This is a genomic window from Mycolicibacterium arseniciresistens (assembly GCF_030519285.1).
Taxonomy (GTDB): Bacteria; Actinomycetota; Actinomycetes; order Mycobacteriales; family Mycobacteriaceae; genus Mycobacterium; species Mycobacterium arseniciresistens.
Map to the genome: position 1 here is coordinate 41,073 of NZ_JAUMSQ010000026.1, position 22,538 is coordinate 63,610.

22 protein-coding genes and 1 pseudogene are annotated in these 22,538 nt (G+C 65.9%); 9 read left to right on the forward strand and 14 right to left on the reverse strand.

Translation table 11 applies throughout. The features are described 5' to 3' along the window. Positions 1 to 64: 64 nt before the first annotated feature. Positions 65 to 904, forward strand: a complete 840-nt coding sequence (locus Q2100_RS06280) for a F510_1955 family glycosylhydrolase (RefSeq protein WP_407667587.1) — start codon at positions 65 to 67, stop codon at positions 902 to 904. 18 nt (positions 905 to 922) lie between these two features. On the opposite strand, the gene Q2100_RS06285 is transcribed toward Q2100_RS06280, so the two are convergent. Further along, a complete protein-coding gene (locus Q2100_RS06285) occupies positions 923 to 1,201 on the reverse strand; it encodes a C40 family peptidase (RefSeq protein WP_407667588.1) in 279 nt (92 codons plus the stop codon). A gap of 220 nt (positions 1,202 to 1,421) precedes the next feature. Here Q2100_RS06285 and Q2100_RS06290 point away from each other — a divergent pair, with 220 nt between their 5' ends. From Q2100_RS06290 to Q2100_RS06305, 4 genes are read left to right on the forward strand one after another with little or no spacing between them, the layout of a single operon-like run. After that, positions 1,422 to 2,447, forward strand: a complete 1,026-nt coding sequence (locus Q2100_RS06290) for an iron ABC transporter substrate-binding protein (protein ID WP_302913287.1) — start codon at positions 1,422 to 1,424, stop codon at positions 2,445 to 2,447. 49 nt (positions 2,448 to 2,496) lie between these two features. Then, entirely contained in the window at positions 2,497 to 4,062 is a 1,566-nt protein-coding gene (locus Q2100_RS06295) for an ABC transporter permease (RefSeq protein ID WP_302913307.1), read from the forward strand. Further along, positions 4,059 to 5,123 (forward strand): ABC transporter ATP-binding protein, encoded by a 1,065-nt coding sequence (locus Q2100_RS06300; RefSeq protein ID WP_302913288.1) that lies wholly within the window; start codon positions 4,059 to 4,061, stop codon positions 5,121 to 5,123. The genes Q2100_RS06295 and Q2100_RS06300 overlap by 4 nt, the downstream gene beginning before the upstream one ends. A gap of 7 nt (positions 5,124 to 5,130) precedes the next feature. Beyond that, complete coding sequence (locus tag Q2100_RS06305; protein ID WP_302913308.1) at positions 5,131 to 7,665, forward strand: AMP-binding protein; 2,535 nt, start codon at positions 5,131 to 5,133, stop codon at positions 7,663 to 7,665. On the opposite strand, the gene Q2100_RS06310 is transcribed toward Q2100_RS06305, so the two are convergent. Then, a complete protein-coding gene (locus Q2100_RS06310) occupies positions 7,642 to 9,321 on the reverse strand; it encodes an amidohydrolase (RefSeq protein WP_302913289.1) in 1,680 nt (559 codons plus the stop codon). The two genes, Q2100_RS06305 and Q2100_RS06310, sit on opposite strands and share 24 nt — an antisense overlap. A 65-nt stretch (positions 9,322 to 9,386) precedes the next feature. Next, positions 9,387 to 10,295 (reverse strand): sterol desaturase family protein, encoded by a 909-nt coding sequence (locus tag Q2100_RS06315; protein WP_302913290.1) that lies wholly within the window; start codon positions 10,293 to 10,295, stop codon positions 9,387 to 9,389. A gap of 114 nt (positions 10,296 to 10,409) precedes the next feature. Between Q2100_RS06315 and Q2100_RS06320 the strand changes: the two genes are divergently transcribed. Beyond that, a complete protein-coding gene (locus tag Q2100_RS06320) occupies positions 10,410 to 11,162 on the forward strand; it encodes a helix-turn-helix transcriptional regulator (protein WP_302913291.1) in 753 nt (250 codons plus the stop codon). 51 nt (positions 11,163 to 11,213) lie between these two features. Here the strand turns inward: Q2100_RS06320 and Q2100_RS06325 are convergent, their stop codons facing one another. From Q2100_RS06325 to Q2100_RS06355, 7 genes are all read right to left on the reverse strand, one after another. Beyond that, the gene (locus Q2100_RS06325) at positions 11,214 to 11,756 is read right to left on the reverse strand and encodes an HXXEE domain-containing protein (protein WP_302913292.1); all 543 of its coding nucleotides are present in this window, start codon (positions 11,754 to 11,756) and stop codon (positions 11,214 to 11,216) included. Between the two features lie 74 nt (positions 11,757 to 11,830). Further along, a complete protein-coding gene (locus Q2100_RS06330; protein ID WP_302913293.1) occupies positions 11,831 to 12,172 on the reverse strand; it encodes a DUF3703 domain-containing protein in 342 nt (113 codons plus the stop codon). 12 nt (positions 12,173 to 12,184) lie between these two features. Beyond that, on the reverse strand, positions 12,185 to 12,886 hold the full coding sequence (locus Q2100_RS06335) for a cation efflux transmembrane domain-containing protein (RefSeq protein ID WP_302913294.1): 702 nt from the start codon (positions 12,884 to 12,886) through the stop codon (positions 12,185 to 12,187). After that, entirely contained in the window at positions 12,886 to 13,215 is a 330-nt protein-coding gene (locus Q2100_RS06340; protein WP_302913295.1) for an ArsR/SmtB family transcription factor, read from the reverse strand. The genes Q2100_RS06335 and Q2100_RS06340 overlap by 1 nt, the downstream gene beginning before the upstream one ends. 72 nt (positions 13,216 to 13,287) lie before the next feature. After that, the gene (locus Q2100_RS06345; RefSeq protein WP_302913296.1) at positions 13,288 to 13,920 is read right to left on the reverse strand and encodes a methyltransferase family protein; all 633 of its coding nucleotides are present in this window, start codon (positions 13,918 to 13,920) and stop codon (positions 13,288 to 13,290) included. A gap of 38 nt (positions 13,921 to 13,958) precedes the next feature. Beyond that, on the reverse strand, positions 13,959 to 14,681 hold the full coding sequence (locus Q2100_RS06350) for an adenylate/guanylate cyclase domain-containing protein (protein ID WP_302913297.1): 723 nt from the start codon (positions 14,679 to 14,681) through the stop codon (positions 13,959 to 13,961). After that, positions 14,671 to 15,642: a cation diffusion facilitator family transporter gene (locus tag Q2100_RS06355; protein ID WP_302913298.1), complete on the reverse strand. Its 972-nt coding sequence runs from the start codon at positions 15,640 to 15,642 to the stop codon at positions 14,671 to 14,673. The genes Q2100_RS06350 and Q2100_RS06355 overlap by 11 nt, the downstream gene beginning before the upstream one ends. 295 nt (positions 15,643 to 15,937) lie before the next feature. On the opposite strand from Q2100_RS06355, the gene Q2100_RS06360 reads away from it, so the two are divergent. Continuing rightward, on the forward strand, positions 15,938 to 16,597 hold the full coding sequence (locus tag Q2100_RS06360) for a DsbA family protein (RefSeq protein ID WP_302913299.1): 660 nt from the start codon (positions 15,938 to 15,940) through the stop codon (positions 16,595 to 16,597). A 140-nt stretch (positions 16,598 to 16,737) separates the two neighbouring features. Here the strand turns inward: Q2100_RS06360 and Q2100_RS06365 are convergent, their stop codons facing one another. Both Q2100_RS06365 and Q2100_RS06370 read right to left on the reverse strand, forming a co-directional pair. After that, positions 16,738 to 18,654: a bifunctional copper resistance protein CopD/cytochrome c oxidase assembly protein gene (locus Q2100_RS06365; protein WP_302913300.1), complete on the reverse strand. Its 1,917-nt coding sequence runs from the start codon at positions 18,652 to 18,654 to the stop codon at positions 16,738 to 16,740. A gap of 171 nt (positions 18,655 to 18,825) precedes the next feature. After that, positions 18,826 to 19,548 carry a cytochrome c biogenesis CcdA family protein gene (locus tag Q2100_RS06370; RefSeq protein WP_302913309.1) on the reverse strand — a complete coding sequence of 241 codons (723 nt, stop codon included), beginning with the start codon at positions 19,546 to 19,548 and terminating at the stop codon, positions 18,826 to 18,828. Between the two features lie 237 nt (positions 19,549 to 19,785). Here Q2100_RS06370 and Q2100_RS06375 point away from each other — a divergent pair, with 237 nt between their 5' ends. Together Q2100_RS06375 and Q2100_RS06380 are read left to right on the forward strand one after the other, a co-directional pair. Then, positions 19,786 to 20,739 (forward strand): L,D-transpeptidase, encoded by a 954-nt coding sequence (locus tag Q2100_RS06375; RefSeq protein ID WP_407667589.1) that lies wholly within the window; start codon positions 19,786 to 19,788, stop codon positions 20,737 to 20,739. A gap of 118 nt (positions 20,740 to 20,857) precedes the next feature. After that, complete coding sequence (locus Q2100_RS06380) at positions 20,858 to 21,031, forward strand: hypothetical protein (protein WP_302913301.1); 174 nt, start codon at positions 20,858 to 20,860, stop codon at positions 21,029 to 21,031. A 43-nt stretch (positions 21,032 to 21,074) separates the two neighbouring features. On the opposite strand, the gene Q2100_RS06385 is transcribed toward Q2100_RS06380, so the two are convergent. Together Q2100_RS06385 and Q2100_RS06390 are read right to left on the reverse strand one after the other, a co-directional pair. Continuing rightward, a complete protein-coding gene (locus tag Q2100_RS06385; protein ID WP_302913302.1) occupies positions 21,075 to 21,866 on the reverse strand; it encodes a class I SAM-dependent methyltransferase in 792 nt (263 codons plus the stop codon). 242 nt (positions 21,867 to 22,108) lie between these two features. Continuing rightward, positions 22,109 to 22,538, reverse strand: a pseudogene (locus Q2100_RS06390) (cytochrome ubiquinol oxidase subunit I); the annotation flags it as partial.

Here is a 22,538-nt window from a genome sequence, read left to right on the forward strand (position 1 = left end):
CGCGCTCCACCTCAATCTACTATCACGTTACGTACATCGGTCGGCCGCGATGAGGGTAAGTACCGTGAAGCGCTGGAACGTCGTTGCGATGAGTGCAGCCGCGGCGTTGGTCGTCGCCTGCTCAGGACCTGTCGAGGACACCCCGGCGGTCGTGCCGGGAATGACACATATTCATGGCTTGGGCATCAATCCATCCGACCAACGTCTCTATGTGGCAACCCACTATGGATTATTTCGGATAGCCGAGGATGACGCCCCGCAACGCGTCGGCGACTCGATGCAGGACTTCATGGGCTTTACGGTCACCGGTGCTGACGAGTTTCTGGCCAGCGGCCACCCGGACCCGGCGGACCGACAACAGCCTCCGCACCTTGGTCTGATCAGGACCACTGATGCCGGGAAAACCTGGGAATCTGTGTCGCTGAAGGGCAGTGCCGACTTTCACGCACTGGAATATCGCCACGGGCGCGTATACGGGCTGGACAGCCAGTCAGGCGCGGTGATGGTCAGCGACGACTTGACGTCCTGGCAGGCGCGCACCGACGTCGCGGCCGCCGACCTCGCTGCGTCCCCGGCGAACCCGCACGAGGTTCTGGCAACGACACGCGAAGGGCTGCTGCGCAGCACCGACGGCGCATCGACGTTCAGCACCGTCATCGGAGCACCACAGCTCACACTCGTCAGCTGGCCCGACAGTGGACCCCTCATCGGTACTGACGCCGGGGGAAAGCTCCATGCCAGCACCGACGGCGGCCAGACCTGGCAGCCGAGATCCGCCGTCGCCTCGAGACCTCAGGCGCTCTTAGCCGCAGGCGGTGGCCAGGTGTATGTCGCCACAGATGACGCCATCTACGCCTCCGAAGACGACGGCACCTCTGTGCGGATCCTGACCACTGTCTCCTGAGCGGACGACCAAGACGTCTCAGTAGCGGCGGGAGTTATGGATGGGCGCAGACGAGATGAGCGCCGCCCTCACCGAAGTGCCGTACGTCGAGGCGTGAACCATCATGCCGTCGCCGATGTAGATGCCGGCGTGCGAGGCATCGGCGTAGAACGTGACGACGTCGCCTGGCTGCGGGTCGGAGATTGCGACCGGTCGCCCGCCTGCGGCCAGCGCCTGACTGGAGCGGGTTACACCAATCAGCGATGTGCCGATGCTGTTCGGCGCCCAGCCGGACCGCGGCTGCTGGTCACTGGCCATCGCTGCTCCCATCGCACAGGGACCGACCGTCGCCACCGTCCGCCATGGACCCCCTCTGCGAGCAACTTCGGCTTTCAGCGACAAGACGCAGCCAAGGACGTCTCCGAGCACGATCGAGCCGGCGTCAAGGGGAAACAGAGGCGACCGATGCACTTGCCGATCACGCGATCGGCAAAGGTATGTTCGTTAGGCAACCCTGACCTTGCAGAAAGGCCGGTCGATGTCAGCCCGCCGGAGTCGTTGGAGTCGCATCACCGCACTGGGGGCCGCCGTCGCGCTGGCAGCGGGTCTCGCCGCCTGCTCGTCGTCGGAGAAAGAGGACGGCCTGCTGGTTTACAACGCGCAGCACGAGTCGCTGACGAAGGAGTGGATCGACGCCTTCACCAGAGAGACCGGCATCAAGGTCACCTACCGCCAGGGCGGCGACACAGAACTGGGCAACCAGCTGATCGCCGAAGGCGATCGGTCCCCAGCCGACGTGTTCCTCACCGAGAACTCCCCCGCCATGGCCGCCGTCGAGAAGGACGGCCTGTTCAGCGACGTCGACCAGGCCACCATCTCCCAGGTGCCGCCGCAGTTCCGCCCCGCCACCAACAAGTGGACCGGCGTCGCCGCGCGCACGACGGTGTTCGCCTACGACAAGACCAAACTCACAGAGGCCCAGCTGCCGCGGTCGATCATGGATCTCGAGAATCCCGAGTGGACGGGCCGCTGGGGCGCCCCACCGGTCAAGCCGGACTTCCAGGCCATCGTCGCGGCGATGCTCAAACTCACCGGCGAGCAAGCCACCGGCCAATGGCTGGCCGGCATGAAGTCAGGCGCCGAGATCTACTCCGACAACATCGCCACGCTGCGCGCCGTCAACGACGGCCAGGTCGAAGGCGGGATCATCTACCACTACTACTGGTTCCGCGATCAGTCGCAAACCAAGGAGATCTCGGGCAACACCGCGCTGCACTACTTCCGCAACCAGGATCCGGGCGCCTTCGTCTCGATCTCCGGTGGCGGCATCCTGAACTCCAGCAAGAAGAAGGAAGACGCCCAGAAGTTCCTCACCTTCATCACCAGCAAGGCCGGCCAGGAAGTGCTCGAAAAAGGCACCTCGTTCGAGTACCCCGTGGCCAGCGGCGTTCCGGCCAACCCCGCGCTGGTGCCTCTCGTCGACCTGCAGGCACCCGCTGTAAACCCGTCGAACCTCGACGCACAGAAGGTCACCGACCTGATGACGCAGGCGGGCCTGCTCTAGATGGACGGTTGACGTGGTCACCCCCACCGCGACGGCCGCGGACGCGGCCCTGATCGACGCCCTGCCGACATCGGAAGGGCCCGGCCGAGCCCCAGCCACGCGGCCCGGGCCGGTCCTCACCGCCGGTGTGGTGCTGCTGGTGGTCGCGACGTTCGTGCCGATCGGATACGTCGCCTGGTCGGTGGTGTCGCTCGGGCCTGCACGGGTATGGGAACTCCTCGCACGGCCGCGCGTGCTCGAACTGTTCGTCAACACCGTCGGTCTCGTCGTCGTCACGGTCCCGATCTGCATCGTGCTCGGCGTGGGCGCGGCATGGCTGGTGGAGCGCTCCGACGCCCCCGGCCGGGCGATCTGGCGGCCGCTGTTCGTCGCTCCGCTTGCGGTGCCCGCGTTCATCAACAGCTACGCCTGGGTCAGCGTCGTCCCCACCCCGCACGGCTTCTGGGCGGGCATCCTCGTCGCCTCGCTGTCGTACTTCCCGTTCGTCTACGTGCCCGCCGCGGCCACGCTCCGTCGCCTGGACCCCGCGATCGAGGAATCCGCTCGCACGCTCGGTTCCAGCCCGGCGGCTGTGTTCCGGCGCGTGGTGCTGCCGCAGCTGCGGCTCGCCGTCCTGGGCGGCGGACTGCTCATCGGCGTGCACCTGCTGGCCGAATACGGCGCCTTCGCGATGCTGCGCTTCTCGACGTTCACCACCGCGATCTTCGAGCAATTCCAGGCCACCTTCAACGGCGCGGCGGGCAGCACGCTCGCCGGCGTCCTCATGCTGCTGTGCCTCGTGCTAGTCGTCGGCGAAGCCGGCGTCCGCGGCAACGCCCGCTATGCCCGGCTCGGTTCCGGCGCCCAGCGCACGTCGCTGTCCCACCCCCTGGGTGGCATGACGCTGCCCGCACTGGCGGCCCTCGCGGCGCTCGCCGTACTGTCGCTCGGGGTTCCGGCGTGGACGATCGTGCGGTGGCTGTGGATCGGCGGCAGCGACGTGTGGGCGCTCGGCGAAATCGTGCCGTCGACGGTGCAAACCGCGGCGCTGGCCGCCGGGGCGGCGGCACTGACGACGGTGCTGGCCTTCCCGTTCGCTTGGATTGCGGTGCGACACCGCGGGTTCTTCGCCCGCTTCGTCGAGGGCTCGAACTTCGTGACGAGTTCGATGCCGGGCATCGTGACCGCGCTCGCGCTCGTCACCGTGGCGATCCGCTTCGCTCCGCCGCTGTACCAGACGGCGACGCTCGTGCTCGCGGCCTACGTGCTGATGTTCATGCCCCGCGCGATGGTGAACCTGCGGTCGGGTCTGGCCCAGGTGCCGCCGACACTGGAGGAGGCGTCACGCTCGCTCGGCGTATCCCCCACCCGCACCCTGTTGCGAGTCACGTTGCGGCTCACCGCACCTGCGGCCGCAGCTGGCGCCTCGCTGGTGTTCGTCGCCGTGGCGACCGAGTTGACCGCCACCCTGCTGCTGGCCCCGACGGGGACCACCACGCTCGCGATGCGGTTCTGGTCGCTGTCGAGCGAGCTGGCCTACGCCGGCGCCGCACCGTATGCGCTGCTGCTGGTCGTGCTCGCGGTCCCGGTCACCGTCGTGCTGTTCCAGCAGTCGAGCAGGGCGGCCGCGCTATGACGAACGCGCTCGACGTCAGCGGTCTGGTCAAGTCCTTCGGCAGCCACACCGTGCTGCACGGCATCGACCTCGGCGTGACCGCGGGCACCATCACCGCCGTCGTCGGCGCCTCCGGCTGCGGCAAGACGACGCTGCTCCGCCTCGTCGCCGGCTTCGAGAACCCGGACGCCGGAACGATTTCCATCGCCGGACGCCAGGTGGCCGCCGCCGGACGCAGTACCCCCGCGCACCGCCGCGACGTGGGGTACGTCGCGCAGGACGGTGCGCTGTTTCCGCACCTGACCGTGGGTCAGAACATCGCCTACGGGTTGTCCGGCCGCAAGCGCTCGTCAGAGCAGCACGTCGCCGAACTACTCGCCACCGTCGCCCTCGACGAGTCCTACGCCGCGCGCCGCCCGCACGAACTCTCCGGTGGGCAGCAGCAGCGCGTCGCCCTCGCCCGCGCCCTCGCCCGCCAACCCGCGCTCATGCTGCTCGACGAACCGTTCAGCGCCCTGGACACCGGGCTGCGAGCGTCGACCCGCAAGGCCGTCGCCGCACTGCTCTCCGACGCCGGTGTCACCACGCTGATCGTCACCCACGACCAGGAAGAGGCGCTGTCGATCGCCGACCAGGTGGCGGTCATGCGCGACGGCCGGTTCACCAAAGTCGGTACGCCGCAGACGGTCTACCGCGAACCCAACGACCGCTTCACCGCCGAGTTCCTGGGAGACTGCGTGCTCCTGCCGTGCACGTTAAGCGACGGGGTCGCCACCTCCGCGCTGGGCCGGCTGCCGGTCCGCGGCTCCGTCCGCGACGGCGGCGGCATGCTGATGCTCCGCCCCGAGCAACTGGAGGCGACGACCGTCGCCGACGACGACCTCGGCGACGGCATGGCGACGGTGCTGGCGTCGGAGTTCCGCGGCCACGACGTCATGCTCACCGTGGACCTCGGCGGTGACGCCGCGCCGATCACCGTCCGCCAGCACAGCGTCGCGCCGCCTGCGGTCGACGCCAAGGTCCGCATCCACGTCACCGGCGCCGCCGTGGTGTTCGGTGACCGCCCACGCGACGGCGGCTGACAGCGCCATGATGTTCGAACGGCTCGTCGACCACCTCGCCTGCCACGGCGACGACGTCGCGGTGATCACGGCCGAGACGACCGTCAGCTACGCCGAACTCGCGACTTGGGTCGCCGCCAGGGCCGCCGAACTGGGCACGCGGCGCAAGCTCGTCCTGCTCGAGACCCGCAACGACCTACCCACGCTGGTGACCTACCTCGGCGCGCTCGCCGGCCACCACGTCGTGCTGCCCGTCCCTGCGGGCGGCGACCACCGGTCGGTCGACGAGACCTACCACCCGGACGTCATCGTCGCCGACGGCGTCGTCAACGGGGGGCCACGCCACCGTCCCGCCCCCGAACTCCACCCGGACCTGGCCCTGCTGCTCTCGACGTCCGGCAGCACCGGCTCCCCCAAGCTGGTGCGGTTGTCCCGGTTCAACCTCGCCGCCAACGCCGAGTCCATCGCCACCTACCTCGACATCACCCGAACCGACAGGGCGGCAACGACTCTGCCGATGTCGTACTGCTACGGAATATCGGTGATCCACAGTCACCTGCTGCGCGGGGCCGCAGTCGTGCTCACCGACCTGTCCGTCGTCGACGACGACTTCTGGGAGTCGTTCCGCACCCACGGCGCAACGTCGTTCGCGGGCGTACCGCACACCTTCGAACTGCTCGACCGGATCGGCTTCGAGGCGATGTCGCTGCCGAACCTGCGCTACGTCACGCAGGCCGGCGGACGGCTCGACCCGGACCGCGTGCGGCGGCTCGCCGATCTCGGCGCACGCTCGGGGTGGCGGTTCTTCGTCATGTACGGCGCCACCGAGGCCACCGCGCGCATGGCCTACCTGCCGCCGGAACTCGCCCACGACCATCCTGAGTCGATCGGCGTGCCGATCCCCGGCGGCTCGTTTCACATCGAACCGGTCGACGGCATGCCCGGCGGCACAGGCGAACTCTTCTACCGCGGACCGAATGTCATGATGGGCTACGCCGACACCGACGCCGACCTCGCCTCCGGTGCCGGCGTCGAGGAACTGCGCACCGGCGACATCGCCCACCGGCGTCCCGACGGCCTCTACGAGGTGGTGGGCCGCAGCGACCGGTTCGTGAAGCTGTACGGACTGCGCATCGACCTGCAACGTGTCGAGTCGGCCCTGCACGCCGACGGCGTCGACGCGATCTGCACAGACGGCGACGGGCTCCTGATCGTCGGCGCCGCCGACCGTCAAAGGGACTGCGACGTCACAGCCGCGGCGGCCGACGCGTCCGGACTTCCCCGGGCGGCGGTCCGGGTCGTCGACGTCGACGAGATCCCACGGCTGCCCAACGGTAAGCCCGACTACCGCAGCCTGCGAGAGCGCGCCGCCGAGCGGACGACCGACGACGCCCGCCTTGACCTGATTGGCTTGTTCGCCGACGTGCTGCAGATCGACACGGCCGACGTCGACCCCCGCAGCAGCTTCGTCGACCTCGGCGGGAACTCGCTGTCCTACGTCGCCATGTCGGTGCGGCTCGAACGCGCACTCGGGCACCTGCCCGCGGACTGGCAGCGACTTCCGCTCAGCGAGTTGGAGTCCGCCCGCAAGACCCGCCAGTGGTGGGGAACGACGCTCGAGACCAGCGTGGCGCTGCGTGCGGCGGCGATCGTCCTGGTCGCCGGATCGCATGCCGAGCTGTGGGTGCTGTGGGGCGGCGCGCACATCCTGCTGGGCATCGCCGGATACAACTTCGGCCGCTTCTGCCTCACGCCCCTGCCGCGCGCCACCCGGGTGCGCCACCTGGTCAGCACTATCGGCTGGATCGCCGTGCCCGCAACGGTGTGGGTGGCGTTCGCGCTAGTCGTCACCGACGACTACGCGGCCTCGAATCTACTGTTGGCCAACAAGTTCATCGGTCCAGACGACAGCATGACCGCCGGGCGCCTGTGGTTCGTCGAAGTCCTGGTGTGGGTGCTGGCGGGGTTGGCGCTACTGTGCGCGACGCGGTGGGGCGACCGCGCCGAACGCAGGTGGCCGTTCGGCGTCGCCGCGGCATTCCTCGCCCTGGGCATGGCACTGCGGTGGGACGTCTTCAGCATTGGGCTCGGCAAGGCCGCGTGGTTCACCATGCTGGCGTTCTGGTTCTTCGCCATCGGTTGGGCTGCCTCGAAGTCGTCCACGGTGTCGCAGCGGCTCGCGGTGACCGCGGTCCTCGCGGTCGGAATCGTCGGGTACTTCGGCCAACCCAACCGCGAGGCCCTGGTGTTCGGCGGCTTGGCGCTGCTGATCTGGCTGCCCGCCATCCGCTGCCCGTCGGCGTTCACGGTCACCGCTGGCCTGATCGCCGAGGCGTCACTGTTCATCTACCTGACGCACTACCAGGTGTATCCGCTCTTCGGCGAGCACCGATTGCTGGGAGTAGCGGCCGCGGTGGCAGTCGGCATCGTGCTGACCTACCTCGTGGCGAAGACCCGGCGGTGGCTGCGGTTGCGCCGCCCGACGACGCTATGGACGATGAACTGTCGACGACGCGGACACACCGCAGCACCCGAGTTGTCAGGCAGGCGTTACTCGTCTTGATTGTGCGGGCGTGGTGGATGCAGTGGCGTCGGTCATGCTTCCGGTGACGGTGCGGCCGCCGAGCATCGTGGCCAGCACGCGAGTATCCGTTAGGTCAGCGAGCCGACAGGTCAGTGGGTTTCGATCCACGACAACCAAGTCTGCGTGGTGATCGACAACCAGTGATCCAATACGTTCCCAACCCAATACTTCGGCCGCGGTGCGCGTCCACATGGCCAGTGCCTCGGTGCGTGAGATTCCGGCGGTAGCGGCGGGACGGCCGGTGGCGCCGTAGCGGGGTTCGACAGCCAGGGCAAGGTGTTCGAAAACGTTCTTGGGTCCCCAGTCGGTGCCGCAGCCTACGGTCATCCCGGCATCCAGGAACCGCTGCAGCGGAACGAGATGTTCGAGGATGTGTTGTCCGACGCGCTCGGCGAACAGCTTCCCCTTGCCCCAGGAGAACGACATGGTGGTCGTGAGGCCGAGTCTCAGAGCCGCAAGGCGCATGATCTGGTGAGGTTCGGCTATCGCGGCGTGCTGCACGATCCAAGGGCGGTCCCCCACGCGCAGCGGCCCGTCGAGTCTTTCGAGCTGGTCGAGGTAGGTGGCGAGTTCACCGTTGCCGGCGATCATCATGTTCAAGCGCAGGCCACTCTCCAGGCAGAACCGCATGATCTTCTCGACCGTGTCGGCAGGTACGAAGGATCGCCCTGTGGTCATGGTGCCGAATGGTCCTCGGTACGGCTCACGCATCAGTAGTTGTCCAGAGTGGCAGGACCCGCCGCGCCCGACGGTGATGCCGTCGATGCGCAGCATGTCGTCGTCGCGGTCAACCATGTCGGTGGCGCGTTGCAGCCGGGTCAGCAGGCGGTTGACGTCCAGTGGCTGATCGTCGGGCATGCCGTAGATGTGCGCTTCCGGTGCACATTGCACTCGCACGGTGAGCTGATCGGTGCTGCGCAGCCACCGGTAGAGCTCGATGTGGGAGAAGTCCATCGCGTGGGCTTCATAGACAGTGGTTACGCCGAGTGCGTTGGCGGCCCGCATCGCGCGAATCACGCCGGGCTCGAAAGCGTTGGGCTGCAACAATGGTAGGCGCCGTAGCAAGCTGTTCATGGAGTCGTCGTTGTTGTAGTACAAGGTGACCGCACCGTGAAGTCGGCCGGTGGGCTCCCCGCTGGTGTCCTTCTCGACGCAGACATCGCCGATGCGGTCGGCCGTGTGGCGGTCGATGCCCAGCCGCTGCAATCCGGCGCTGTTGAGTACACACGTGTTCGGGATGACCGGAGCCCACGCCTGGATGAATACCGGATGATGCGGTGCGGCGCGGTCGAGCACGACTCGATCGGGCAGGACGCCCTCAGCGAGGTCACGGTACGAGCGCCTCAGAAAGTAGTGCGGTTCCCCCACTGGAGTGGTCATGATCCACTCGCCGACCGGCGTCGTCTGCGCGCGGGAGGTGATGCGCGCGGCGATGTCGCTGTGGTCGACCGCATCGGCCAGGTCGACCAACGGCTCGGCGATCACCCCGAAGTGCAACAGGTGAGGGTGGGTGTCGACGAAGCCGGGCAGCACGGTGGCGCCGTCGAGGTCTACGACGTCGGCGTCCGGTCCGGCCGCACGACGGACGGCGGCATCGTCCCCCACGGCGGTGATGCGGCCCTCGGTCACGGCCACCGCTTCGGCGATGGTGTCTGCGCGATCGCAGGTGAGGACGGTGGCGTTGGTGTAGACGGTGCTCGTCATGAACGGGTCGCCGCCTCACGGACGCCGTCGTCATCCGCGCTGTCCTTGAGCTGGCAAGCGCCGGTCGCGCGGAAAGGCTCGGCTAGCTGGGCCAAATATCCCACGGGGTAATCCGGCTTGGCGGCCATACCGAGGTCGTCGCTAGTAAATCGGCGCTGAGGGTCGAAAGAGAACGTGCGCAGCGCGTGATCCCAGACGAGGGTGAACAGACCGAAGTTGACGTCACCGATGCCTGCCCACTTCAGGTGATGGAAGCGATGGCCCTCATTGAGCGCGAGCACCTTGCGCAGCGGGCCAATGCGGTAGTCGGCATTGGAATGCTGCAACAGCAGCTGCACCGCAATGCACACGGTCAGCACCTCGGCCACCGCCTTCGGCATGCCCAGCAGCAGCAGCGGCACGGTGCCGGCCGCAAGTTCAAGAGCCCCGTGCAGCGGATGCTTCATCAAGCCGTTGAATCCGTAGAACCGTTTGACGCTGTGATGCACGGCGTGGAAGCGCCACAGCCATCCCACCTTGTGACTGACCAGATGCGCGGCGGTCACCCCGAGATCAGTGACCACGATCGCGATCAGCACCTGCACCACGAATGGCAGCGACGCCGGCCACCGTTCACCGAACGGTGACAGCGCGGCCATGAGCGGAATCACCAGCACCGTGAGTAGCAGAGACGTCTCGTTGATGAAGGCGTGTGCCACGTCGCGGCGCCCATCACCGACCGAGGTGTTCCACTCGTCGGTGTAGGGCAAGGTTCGCTCGGCGACGAAGGACAGGCCGATCGCCGCAACGATAAGCGCCGCCATCCACAGCTCGGCCCAGGGTGCGTGCGCCAGGCCGATGGCAGCACCGTTGATCCCGATCAGCATCACCGGCACGTAGCCGTAGCGAACAATTGTCTTCGTCATGTTCTCAGTGTCGAGAGAGCGAGCAGGCCGGCGCATGTACAGATCGGGCGACCTTCCGCCGCGCGGAGTTCGTGGTATTCAGGCGTAGGCACCAGAGTTGGCATACTCAAAGACGTGACATGGTCGGGCGCCGCGGTGATCGAGCCAGGCCGGCTGATTTATAGCGGTCGCCTAGGTGCCGCGCACGGTCACTCGCACGCGGCGGTGCAGATTGCCGTGGCTTCCGATGAGCCGGTGCTCTTCACCGACACCTCCGGCCGTAGTGTCCACGCTCGCGCTGGCATCATTCCGTCAGGCATCACGCACTCTGTCGATGCCGGCGCGGCGACCGGAATCATGATGTACCTGGATCCCACCAGCGCACGCGGGCGCCGCGTCGAGGCTCTCGTCGACCGGGACGCGAAGGCAGACGTGTCCGCCTGGGTCGCGGCGGCGCAGCGGCTTCCGGCAGCGCCGCCGCTGTCGGAGGATCTCTCGGCGGCCGCCGATGCCGTGCTCGCAAACCTCCTCGGGCCTGATGACCTCATCGCCACACGGGCCGAGACGCATCCCGCTGTCGCGGCCGCCGTCGCGTTGCTGCCCGACCTGCTCGGCGGCCCGGTGCGATTGACTGACGTCGCTTCCGCCGTCCATCTGTCGGCCGACCGGCTCGGCCGCTTATTCGCCCGCGACGTCGGTTTGTCGTTTCCCGCCTACGTCCGGTGGGCAAGGCTTATCCGCGCGATAGAAGTGGCGCGCATCGGAGGAACGATCACCGATGTGGCGCATGCCGCCGGCTTCACCGACAGCTCCCACGCCAACCGCGCCTTTCACGAGATGTTCGGCGTTGCACCGATCGACGTGCACCGCAGCGTGCGGCTCACCTGACCGATCGCGCGGCTGGCCCCTTACCCGCGGGCGTGACGCTAGGGCCTGAGCTCACTGCCCGGCAGGTACCCGGTGCCCGCGTGCCAGCCGGCTCATACCCCACCAGGCGACCGGTGCGAGCACCACGACGGTCCACATGCCGGGGACATAGGAGGTTGTGGAGTCGTTGAGCCAAGGGAACACGAGGAAGTGAGCCAGCTCCGTGACACCCATGGATGCGAAGAAGGTCCACGCTAGATAGCGGCCGAGGGGGTTCGCTCGCTTCATCAGGAGGGGGACCAACAGCCACGCGCCTACCGAAAGCCCGACGAGCGCCAGTACGGCGAACGACGCGACATTCGGCGTCGGTACGCCCGTAACGTCAGCAAGGTAGGCGAAGAATCCGAACTGTTTCTCCTCGACACGGTGCAGAAGAAACAAGACCAGGCAGCTGACGAACGGCAACTTGATGTCCGACCACGTTCCCCGCGCCGGAAGGACCAGCCATAACACCAATCCGCCGATGAAACCAGCCGTGAAGACCAGCATCGTGACAACCCCGAAGCCGATGTATCCGAGCAGCAGCGTCACCGTGCTGACCAACAGTGCCGCCATGACGGCCGAAGCAGGCGCCTTCGCCGACGTAGTTGCGCTTCGCGCGGCATTCTCCCCGGCCGACGGTGCAGACCTCACGCCGAGAATTGCTCCGCGAGATCGGCCGGAACGGTCATCGGCGTCATCAGTCCGGCGTCCACCCGGCCGGTGTTGCCCTGCGGATAACGGCCGGTCAGCGAGCCCGGTGCAGCGACCACGATGCGCACCAACTGGCCGAGCGCCTCCCGGCGATCATGTTCGCGCAGCGCAAGTTTAAGCATCGCGACGTGATTCATCTTGTGTAGCAAAGGATCCGGCGGCGAGATGATGTGTGCCCGTTCCAGATGCCGCCAGCGCTGCTCAATTGAGGCTGCAGCCGTCGCCGCCGTCATCTCTCGGTGATACAAAGCGCGTACCTGTGGGCTGAGCCGACTCATTCGATCGCGCCTCTATTCCCCATCGCAGCACTGGCAGTCGCGCTCGTCGGTCGCCGCCTCGGCTGTCCGCAGCGGGGCGGCGCAACAGGTTCGCCCCTTCCATGCTTCGAGGCCTTCCCGTACGGCGATGGCGGCGATGACGAGGGCGGCCAGCGGGTCAGCCCACGACCACCCGAAGAAGCTGTTCAAGAGAAGCCCCACCAACAGCACCGCCGATAGGTACGTGCAGAGCAGGGTCTGTTTGGAGTCGGCGACGGCCGACAAAGAGCCAAGTTCGCGCCCTGCTCGCCGCTGCGCCCAGGACAGCACCGGCATGATGGCCAGGCTCACCGCTGCCAGCGCGATGCCCACTGTCGAATGCTGGGCTTCACCGAAGCCGAACAGCGACCGAACCGCATCGACGGCCACGTAGGCGGCGAGGGCGAAGAAGGAGAACGCGATGACCCGCAAGGCGGCTTTTTCTCGGGACTCGGGGTCCTTGCCGGCGAACTGCCATGCCACCGCCGCAGCGGAGCAGACCTCGATGACGGAGTCCAGCCCGAACCCGACGAGGGCTGCCGATGAGACGCGTGTCCCCTCGGCGAGCGCGATGATGGCCTCGATCACGTTGTAGGTGATGGTCGCCGCGACGAACAGGCGGATTCGCCGTGATAGCACTCGCCGTCGGTTGTCGGTGATCACCCTCCGCGCGGCCGGCACGCCCAGATCGCTCATCAGCAGCACTCCTTCTCATCGCTGGCCGGGCACCAACCGGGGTCGACCGCCAACACCACCCCGGCGAGGTCGTTCAATGCGTGACCGATTCGAGGATCGGCCAACTCATAGCGTGTGCGCCGACCTTCGGGGATCGCGACGACGAGGCCGCATCCCCGTAGGCACGCGAGATGGTTGGAGACGGTTTGGCGCGAGACACCGATGTCATCGGCCAGGTCGGACGGGTAGCGGCCACCGCGGCACAAGCTCAGCAGGATCTGGGTTCGGGTAGCGTCCGACAACGCGTAGCCGAACCGCACCAGCGCATCGCGACGCACCACGGTCTCCATCACCGAATGATAGTACAGAGTCTCATGTATTCACACAACGCTGTACCAACTGGAGTCGCCGGCCCATCGGTGTCAGTGCTCGGCGACCGAGTTACCGGCCGTTGACATGCGTCCGACGCCAGGGATGAACCGGCCGACCGTTGCGGCGTAGTCGACATAGCGCCGACCGTGCGTGAACCGCAAATAGGGTTCTTCCACGACGCGCACCTGCAATTCAATGGACACCAGGAGCAATCCAAAGCCAATGAGCGTGAGGATGTTCGGCACCATCAGGGCCACGCCGGCGCCGAACATGAGCATGGCGGTGAAGATGGGGTTACGAACCCATCGGAAGACTCCGCTGTCCACCAGCTGCGTCTTCTCCGTAACGTCGACGCCGATACGCCAAGAATCGCCCATGGCTTCCTGCGCCCACAATGTCGCCGCGACGCCCGCAATGGCAGCGCAGGCGCCCACGATTCCCCAGACGCCGTGATCGAGACTTTCGATAGGCGCGAGGATCCCGACCAGTTGCAAGACCGGCGCCGCGACGCCGACCAAGATGGCCACCACGAAGCCCATCCCAGCGAGCCATTCCCATGAACCCGGTCGCCCGTGGATCCCGCGCATCCCGGTCGATCCGGTTCGCCGCCATTGTCGGTAGCTGCGCAGTCCGAAGGCGGTAGCGAGGAAGACGCCGTAGAGCGCCAATGCTGCAACGGCCATGATGTTTTGTCCTTCCGTCGATGTGATGGGATCCGGCCCTATGACTGAGCGCGGCCGAAGACCGGAGATTCCGATGTTGCGAAGTCCTCAGGGCGCCGACTGAACCGCGTCGCGCACAAGCTCGAGCAAAAGCGGTACACCCGGTGATCGTGGGTCACGGTGACGGCGGTGCCTGTCGCCGCAATGTGCATGCGGCATACCGGATCCACGTGTCCCTGGTGTGTGCTGGCGACGTCGACGGCGTACACCTCGATGGGTTCGGCGATGTTTCGTAGACGCATCGCACCCAACGCTGCGATAGGCAGCCCGGAGCCGGCACCCGCCGCGGCAACTGATGGGTCGATGAGGATCTGGCCGGCGCTCGCTTGGCCGGCAAGACGGGCGGCGAGGTTGACCGTGGCGCCGAAGACGTCGCCACGTCGGCGGATGACGGGTCCCGAACTGACACCAGCGCTCAGTAACGGGAAGCCCCCAGCACGGCGCGTGGCCTCGGTGAGGCGCGTCAGGAAGCCCAGCGCTGCCTCCGCGCTGCCTGTGATGACCATGACAGCGTCACCGATTGACTTGATCACCTCGTCGCCGGGACCGAGCGCATCTGCCGCCATGCCAGCAAAGGCGTCCGCCAGTTCGGCAGCGTGGTGGTCGCCATGGACCTCGGTCAGCGCGGTGAATCCGGACAGGTCCGCGAAAATCACGACTGCGTGAGTGTCGGCGTGTTCAAAAGGTGTCCACGCAGGCTCGCCCATATCGTCAGCCGCCATCTCGTCCGCTTCGGTAGCTCGGTCCGTGCGCTTCGGCGCAATGATCGCCGGCCGGGACCGCGGTGTGATCGATCTGCAGCGTGGTGTGGTCGATCCCGTGATCGGTGTGCAGGAGTTCCTCCAACTGAGCACGCACGCCGTGGCAGTCGGCGCGCGTATCGACGAGCACGTGCGCGGACAGGGCCGCCTGCCCAGAGGTGATCTCCCAGATGTGCAGATCGTGCACCTCGGCGACGCCGTCGATAGACGTCAGCTGTCGGCCGACAATCTCGGGATCCATGTTCTGTGGGGCGGCTTCCATGAAGATGCGTCCCGAGGCGCGGACCAAGCCCCAGCCCGCCTTCACCATCAGCGCTGCGACGACCAGGGCGGCGATCGCATCTGCCTCGACGAACCCGGTCAGCCACACCACCGCGCCCGCGATTGCCGTGGCGATGAAGGCGAACAAGTCGTTGAGGATGTGCTGGTAGGCACCTTCGACGTTGAGGCTGGAGCGGTTGGCCCGACTGATGCACCAGGTCGCGGCCACGTTGACCGCGATGCCGACCAACGCCGTGACGAAGACGAGGCCGCCTTCGACCTCGTGCGGGTTGATCAGGCGGCGCACTCCCTCGAAGACGAAGTAGCAGGCCATTAGGAGCAGCGTGATGCCGTTGGCTTGCGCGGACAGGATTTCGGCGCGCTTGAGGCCGTAGGTATAGCTGCCCTTCGCTGGGCGCGCCGCTAAACGAATCGCTATCAGCGCGAGCACTATCGAGGCCGCATCGGTGAGCATGTGGCCAGCGTCGGTGATCAGCGCCAGCGATCCGGCGAGTACGCCGACGATCACCTCGGCCACCATGAAGGTGGCGATCAGGCCGAGGGCGAGCGCCAGCCAGCGGCGATCTGCGTCGGCTGAGACGCCGTGCTGGTGGGCGTGGTCGTGCGCGACCTCACCGTCGCCGTTGCGATGTTCCTTCATCAGCCCTCTCCTCGTTGCATGCTGAGACAATACATAGTGATATGCGCATATGTCTATATCTTGTAGAACCGGCCTGAAATTGCACCGAGAAGCTGGCGCGCGTTGCGGCCCGCCACTAGACCGCGGCGAGCTGGCAACCTACGGGTTTTCTCCGTATATAGTCGTAACTGATGCACACGAAGCGCATTCCGAGCCATTGTCGCGGTACGCGACCACATGCACTCGAAACCGACGCTGCGTTTTCCGCAGGTCAAGCCGTATCGGCGATCCCTACCCTTCAGAAGGACGTACTCCTATGGCTCCTGCCACACGAATACTGCTGACCGCTTTCGCGGTCATCACCCTGGTGATCGGAGCGGGCGTCTATTTCTCAGTTCGCGATGGGAACGAACCGGCGCTGGCGCAGACGCAGGCTGAAGACGTTGGCCAGCTGGTCCGCGACAACAGTCGTCGCCTCAATACGGTGCCGGACAGCGACACCACCTTCGTCGAATTCCTGGACTTCGAGTGCGAGGCGTGCCGCGCGGCCTTCCCACTCGTTGAACAGCTGCGCTCTGAGTATGGCGACCGTGTCAACTTCGTTGTCCGCTATTTTCCCATCAAGTCGCACTTCAATGCGGAGCGGGCGGCCCGGGCGGTGGAGGCGGCCGCTCAGCAAGGCAAGTTCGAGCCGATGTACAAGAAGATGTACGAAACGCAGAGCCAATGGGGTGAACAACAGAAGCCGGCCGATGCGACCTTCCGGGGCTTCGCGAGCGAACTCGACCTCGACATGGGGGCGTTCGACACCGCCTACAACGATCCCGCGACACTCGAACGCATCAACTTGGACGTCGCCGACGGTGAGGCTCTCGGCGTGCAAGGCACTCCGACCATCTTCCTCAACGGCGAAGAACTGGACTTCAGGACCTACGAGGACATGTCATCGGCGGTCGAGCAGGCGTTGAAGAACTAGCCGACATACTGGCGGACAGCTCCCTGCCACATGCCTTTGAATCAGGGGCCCGACCCACGGCCGATGCCACCTGCTGCGTCTCCTACTTCTTTGTGGTCGCCCGCGAGCGGCACAACCGGTCGTCGTGCGGCTCTCGCCGGTCACCTTGCTTGCGTTGTGCTCCGTGCCGAGAGGAGTAGGGCGGCCACTACCAGCAAGGTGCACGCGGCTCCCACCGACAGGATGGCGCCACCCAACCTTTGATCAGCAAGAAGTTCAGTGTGCCACTCCAGCCGCAGCGAGTTGTAGAAGGACTCACCCAAGACCGTCTGGCTATTTCGCAGCATCATTCCGGTCCATATGAATTGCACGAGTCCGGCAACTCCGGTTGCCGTTCGCACGATCGCGGAAGCCCGAAGCGGTGACTCCTCTGCGACGACGACCACCCAGAAAAATAATGTGCCGCTGAACAACCAGTACCCGAGCATGAGCACATGAGTCGCGTGGTCGGCGACCGCGGCGTCGAACGCGCCTGTGTAGTACAGCCCGTAGCCGCTCGCGGTGAACATCAACAATGCTGTCACCGGAAACGTGAGGAACCGAGCCCACGGCGATCGCAGCGCAGCCAGGAGCCACTCTCGAGGACCGGGAATGGCATTGTCTGCGGACGGTCGCAGAGCTTTCAGGGCGAGCGTCACCGGCGAGCCCAGAACGAGAAGTATCGGAATCAGCATGGTCATAAGAAGTTGAACGAACATATGCGCGCTGAACAACGCCGACATGTAACTTCCCAGCCCAGACGAGGTAGCGAAAAGCAGCACGATGCAACCCAAGACCCACGACGCCGTGCGACGCCGCTGCCACGAGTCACCTTGTCGTCGCAGTCTGCATACGCCAGCGAAATAACTTACAGCGAGCACGATCGCGGCGGTTCCATAGATGAGGTCGAATCGCCAGTTCGTCAGCACGTGGATGAGAGTCGGCGACTCAGGGAGATTGAATCCGATAGCGACTTCCGCCGGGCTCGGTTCAGTCGGCGCAGCAGGAGGAGGTGTCCGGCTGAGCCCTACCGCGACACCAAACGTTGCAGCGAGGAGAGCCGCTTCTGTGAGTGCGATCCGCAGAAGCGGACCCCGGCTCGACGGATTCGACTGTAAGGCAACGACTGCCGTGCGTCGCTGACGCCAGCCAAGCACGCCGAGCCCGCACAGCGCCAACGCCTTTGCCAGGACCAGGCGGCCGTAAGTGGAGCCCATTATGTCTGACGGCGACAGTCGCACAATGGCATTGACAGCTCCGCTGGTCGCCAGCGCCGCGAAGCACCACAGCGCAATCGCCGAGAAGCGCCGGGCGGCAACGTCGGTGTGGCTGCCACGCCGCAGGGCATGAGACAGTAGCGCCAAGAGCCCGCCGGCCCACAGTGCTGCGGCGAACAGATGAATCAGCAGGCTGTTGGTTGCGATGTCATGTGCGCCCCCGGATGAGGAGTGGCCCGTGACGGCGAGTGGCACCAATGTCAGTAGGGCGCCTGCTAAGAGGGCAGGCGCCCACGACCAACGCAACACCGGCACGGTCGCCGCCGCGACCAACGCAGCCACAACTGCGGTCGTCCGCCAAGCCGACGTGATCTCGACCAGGCCGGCGGCCGACCATGCGTCGAGTGGACTGAGATCCTGTAGCGGCACTCCCGATACGTCCGAGAGCGTCAGAGCCACCAAGAGCGCAGCGCATGTCGCCCAGACTGCGCACGCCACACCACCGAGTCGCAGCGCGCGGTATCCGTCTGCGTCCAACACTCCGTTGGACTGTGGTGGCACAAGGAAGGCCGCGAATAAGAAATTGCCGATCGCCACCACGGCAGAAACCTGCCCGACGGCGCGAACGAAGGGCAGACCGTAGGACGTCGCCGGACCTGGATCGGGCAGTCCTGTCACATCGAGCGCGTCGGACAGGACGAGCGCCCCGATGCCCGCTGCGATGATGCCCGCCGTGATCGCAACACCGATCAGCGACTGCACTGCCCCCCGACGCGGAGACTTGGCAAAGCCGTCGATGTTCCCGCTTCTTGTGCGCTTCACCGTTGCGACCTTCGATGGCGCGCGCTGAACTGCACAGCGTCGGACTCTGGGCGAAGCAGAACTGGCCGCCAAAGCTCACCCACTTCTAGAGTCGACCGCGGCAGCGTCTGCAGCAGCGTGCGGCCGTCACGGGCTGCGCAGCCGACACTGCGGCGTGCACGACGTCGCCCTTCATATCGGGAGCGTGGTGTTGCTGACAAACGCATCGCGAATCCATGCAATGAACTCATTCCACAATCCAGTCACTAGGGCGAGGCCCACGACGACAAGCAGCACGCCACCGAAGACCTGAATTCGCCGGGCGTTTCGCCGGAGCCAGTCCAGCGCACCTACTGCGTGCGTGGAACCGAACGCCAGCACGATGAACGGAATGCCCAGGCCCAGACAATAGGCGACGACCAGCGCCAAGCCGCGGGCGACGTTCATTCCTTCGGTCGCGGACGCCACTGCAATCACGCCGGTGAGCGTCGGACCCAGGCACGGAGTCCACCCCAGACCGAAAACTGCACCGAGAAGAGGAGCGCCAGCCAGCGTTGAGAGGGCTCTCGGCGTGAACCGAGCCTCGCGCTGCAAAGCGGGAATGAAGCCCATGAACGCCAGGCCCATTATCATAGTGACGACACCGCCGATGCGCTGCAGCATCATTTGGTTGCTGATGATCACCGTCGTCAATCCAAGGATGGCAACAGTCCCCATCACGAACACACCCGTGAAGCCTGCGACGAAGAGGCCCGCCGCTCCCGCGAGCCGCAGACGTGCACTCCCCGACCCTCCGGTTTGCGGGCCAGCGTCGGCTCCCACTACCGCGGCTAGGTACGACAGGTAGCCGGGCACCAGGGGGACGATGCACGGCGACGCAAATGAGACGAGGCCCGCCATCACTGAAACAAGCATGGCCAGCAACACCGGCCCAGACGTGGCAATCGCCGTGAAGCTATCGGCAGCGTCCAACACCTATCCGAATCACCTTCCCCAAGCATTCATACTGACCTACTACGTATGCTAGTAGTCGCGGGTGGGAGCCTGCGACCACGGGTGCTGCCGACAGCCGATCAACTACTATGTAGATACGTACATCAAGTGAGAACTGCTCGTTCCGTCGCCAAGCGAGTCGAGTGGAGGGAAGGACATATGCTGCAATTGCCGCGCAGGCCGATGGCCGCGATAATCACGGTCGGACTTGCAGGTGTCTTGATGCTGCACACGACATCGGCTATGGCCGAGCCGCCCGCTCCCACGCCTCCGGCACCTGGCGATCCGCTTTCGATACCAGCGCCGATGGCGCAGCCCGCTGTGTCACCATCCGCTGATCCGCTGTCAGGACCGGCCCGGTTACCCGCCGATACACCGGCCGGGCAAAACCCCGCGCCCTACACTGGGCCGCCCGTCTTCGCTCCCCCGACGTTCAATCCGGTGAACGGCTCGATGGTCGGTGTCGCCAAGCCCATTGTCATCAACTTTCAACGGCCGATTGCCAACCGCCCGTTAGCCGAGCAGTCCGTTCACATCTCGTCCGAACCCCCGGTGCCCGGCAAGTTCTACTGGATGAGCGATAGGCAACTGAGATGGCGCCCGATTGATTTCTGGCCCGCGCACACCACCGTCAACATCGATGCCGGCGGGACGAAGTCGAGCTTCCGCACCGGCGACTCACTGGTGGCGACGATCGACGACGCCACTCACCAGATGGAGATCATGCGCAACGGAAAGCTGGAGAAGACCATGCCGGTGTCGCTGGGCAAGCCGGGATACGAAACGCCGAACGGCACCTACTATGTGCTGGAAAAGTTCGCCGACATGGTGATGGACTCTTCGACCTACGGCGTTCCCGTGAACTCGGCTGAGGGTTACAAGCTCAAAGTCCAGGATGCAGTCCGAATCAACAATGCCGGCATCTTCGTACACGGCGCGCCTTGGTCAGTCGCCGATCAGGGCAAGCGCAACGTCAGCCACGGGTGCCCCAACCTGAGTCCTGCGAATGCGCAGTGGTTCTATGACAACTTCGGCAGCGGAGACCCGGTCGTCGTCAAGAACTCCGTCGGCATTTACGACGAGAGCGACGGTGCCCAGGACTGGCAGATCTAGGCTCCGCTGCAGTCATCACGGGCATCAAATGACGGACACGCTGCAGTCTCCGAGTTTGTCACTGCCAGCTGACGGACCTGTTCGCCGACCACGTCCGCACCCGGGGCATCGCCGCTGGATGGGAGTCTTCCTGGCACCCCCGGGCCTGGTCCAGCCGGCCGCCGAGGTGATGCCTGCAGCTCGTATGGCCGAGGTCCACTTGCGCGACGCGCTCGACATGGCGCAGCCGTTCGCCCCGCAGATTTGCGGCTTCCTGCTCGAAGCATCCGAAGCGCCGCGCCCACCACGGTGAGGCGTGGTCCGAGCAAGCCGCGACGGACGGCGCCGCAGCGATCCTAGGGTTTGGTCAGTGCGTAATAGGCGTAGCGCACGTCGAGTCGGTTCTGCGGCACCAGGGTGATCAGTCGCGGCGTCAGGCCATGCCGGGCGGCCTGTATCCAGAAGTCGTCGATCGCGAAAGTGGTCATGTTCGCCAGGTTTCGGCGGTAGTTCCGGCGGTGGCCCCGAGTCGCGGGATCGGTGGTGTGATACTTCACCTGAATTAGCGCCATGCCGCCGTCGGTCAACATGTGCTGTGCCGCATCGAGTATGCGCAGCGCTTCTTCGGGGCCCGCGGTGAGCTCGACGACGTAGACACACAAGAACACATCGCAGGTGTTCTCGCGGCCGACGGTGGCGGCGTGCGGGTCGTTGATATCGATCAGGAGGCCCGTGGCGGGGGTGTCACACACCTGACCGACCTGGCGAATGCACTCCGCGATGCTGTCGGCTGAGACGTCGGCGGCGATGAAATGTGAGCAGCGGGGCGCGAAGGCGACGGCGTTGGCGCCACCGCCGCAGCCCCACTCGATGACGATGGCGGGACGCCTGGGTAAGTCGAGCGCCTTGGCGAAGGTGTCAAAGATCGCGAGGTGGTCACTGCCCACCGATGCCCAGTCGGGGTCCGGCAGGCCGCCACGCCAGTGCGAGTTGGCTCTCCAACCAATCTCACTGTCATCGCTCCAGTAGCGGCCAGCGTCGCCGACCCGGCGGTGAAGTGCCTGGCTACCCCGAAGCCGAACCGCTCGCAGGCGGCGCACGTAACTACGGGCAACGCTGAGCGCCGATGAACGCCGGTCCGGGGTCATTCGAGATTCTCAGCGCACGCGAAAACGCCGGGCGGTAGGACCACGTGAGATCGCTCGCCGTGAAAGTGGCGCATCACTTACTAGTGGGGATGCGTTGAGCGAGCGAGGCCTGCGCGTGGACCGGCGCGGTCAGCTCGAAGTCGCTACGAATCATCTGCACGTCCTGAGTCATTGGGCATGCCCCCGAGTCGGAGGACGCCATCGAGAAGGAACGGTCAAGTTCTGCATGACGACGCCACGCCTTAACTGCTGCGGTCAGGTTCGGTGCGCGGCCCGAACCCTTCAATATGCTCTCCGGCCGTCGCGTGCTTGCCGATATGCGCCTCGGCGCGCATCCGCTCCACCATGTGCGGGTAGTGCAGCTCGAACGCCGGGCGCTCGGACCGGATCCGCGGCAGCTCGGTGAAGTTGTGCCGCGGCGGCGGGCAGCTCGTCGCCCACTCCAGCGAGTTGCCGTAACCCCACGGGTCGTCCACGGTCACCGGTTCGCCGTAGCGCCAGCTCTTGAAGACGTTCCAGACGAACGGCAGCGTCGAGATGCCGAGGATGAACGCGCCGATGGTCGACACGATGTTGAGCGTGGTGAAGCCGTCCGAGGGCAGGTAGTCGGCGTAGCGGCGCGGCATGCCCTCGTTACCCAGCCAGTGCTGCACCAGGAAGGTGGCGTGGAAG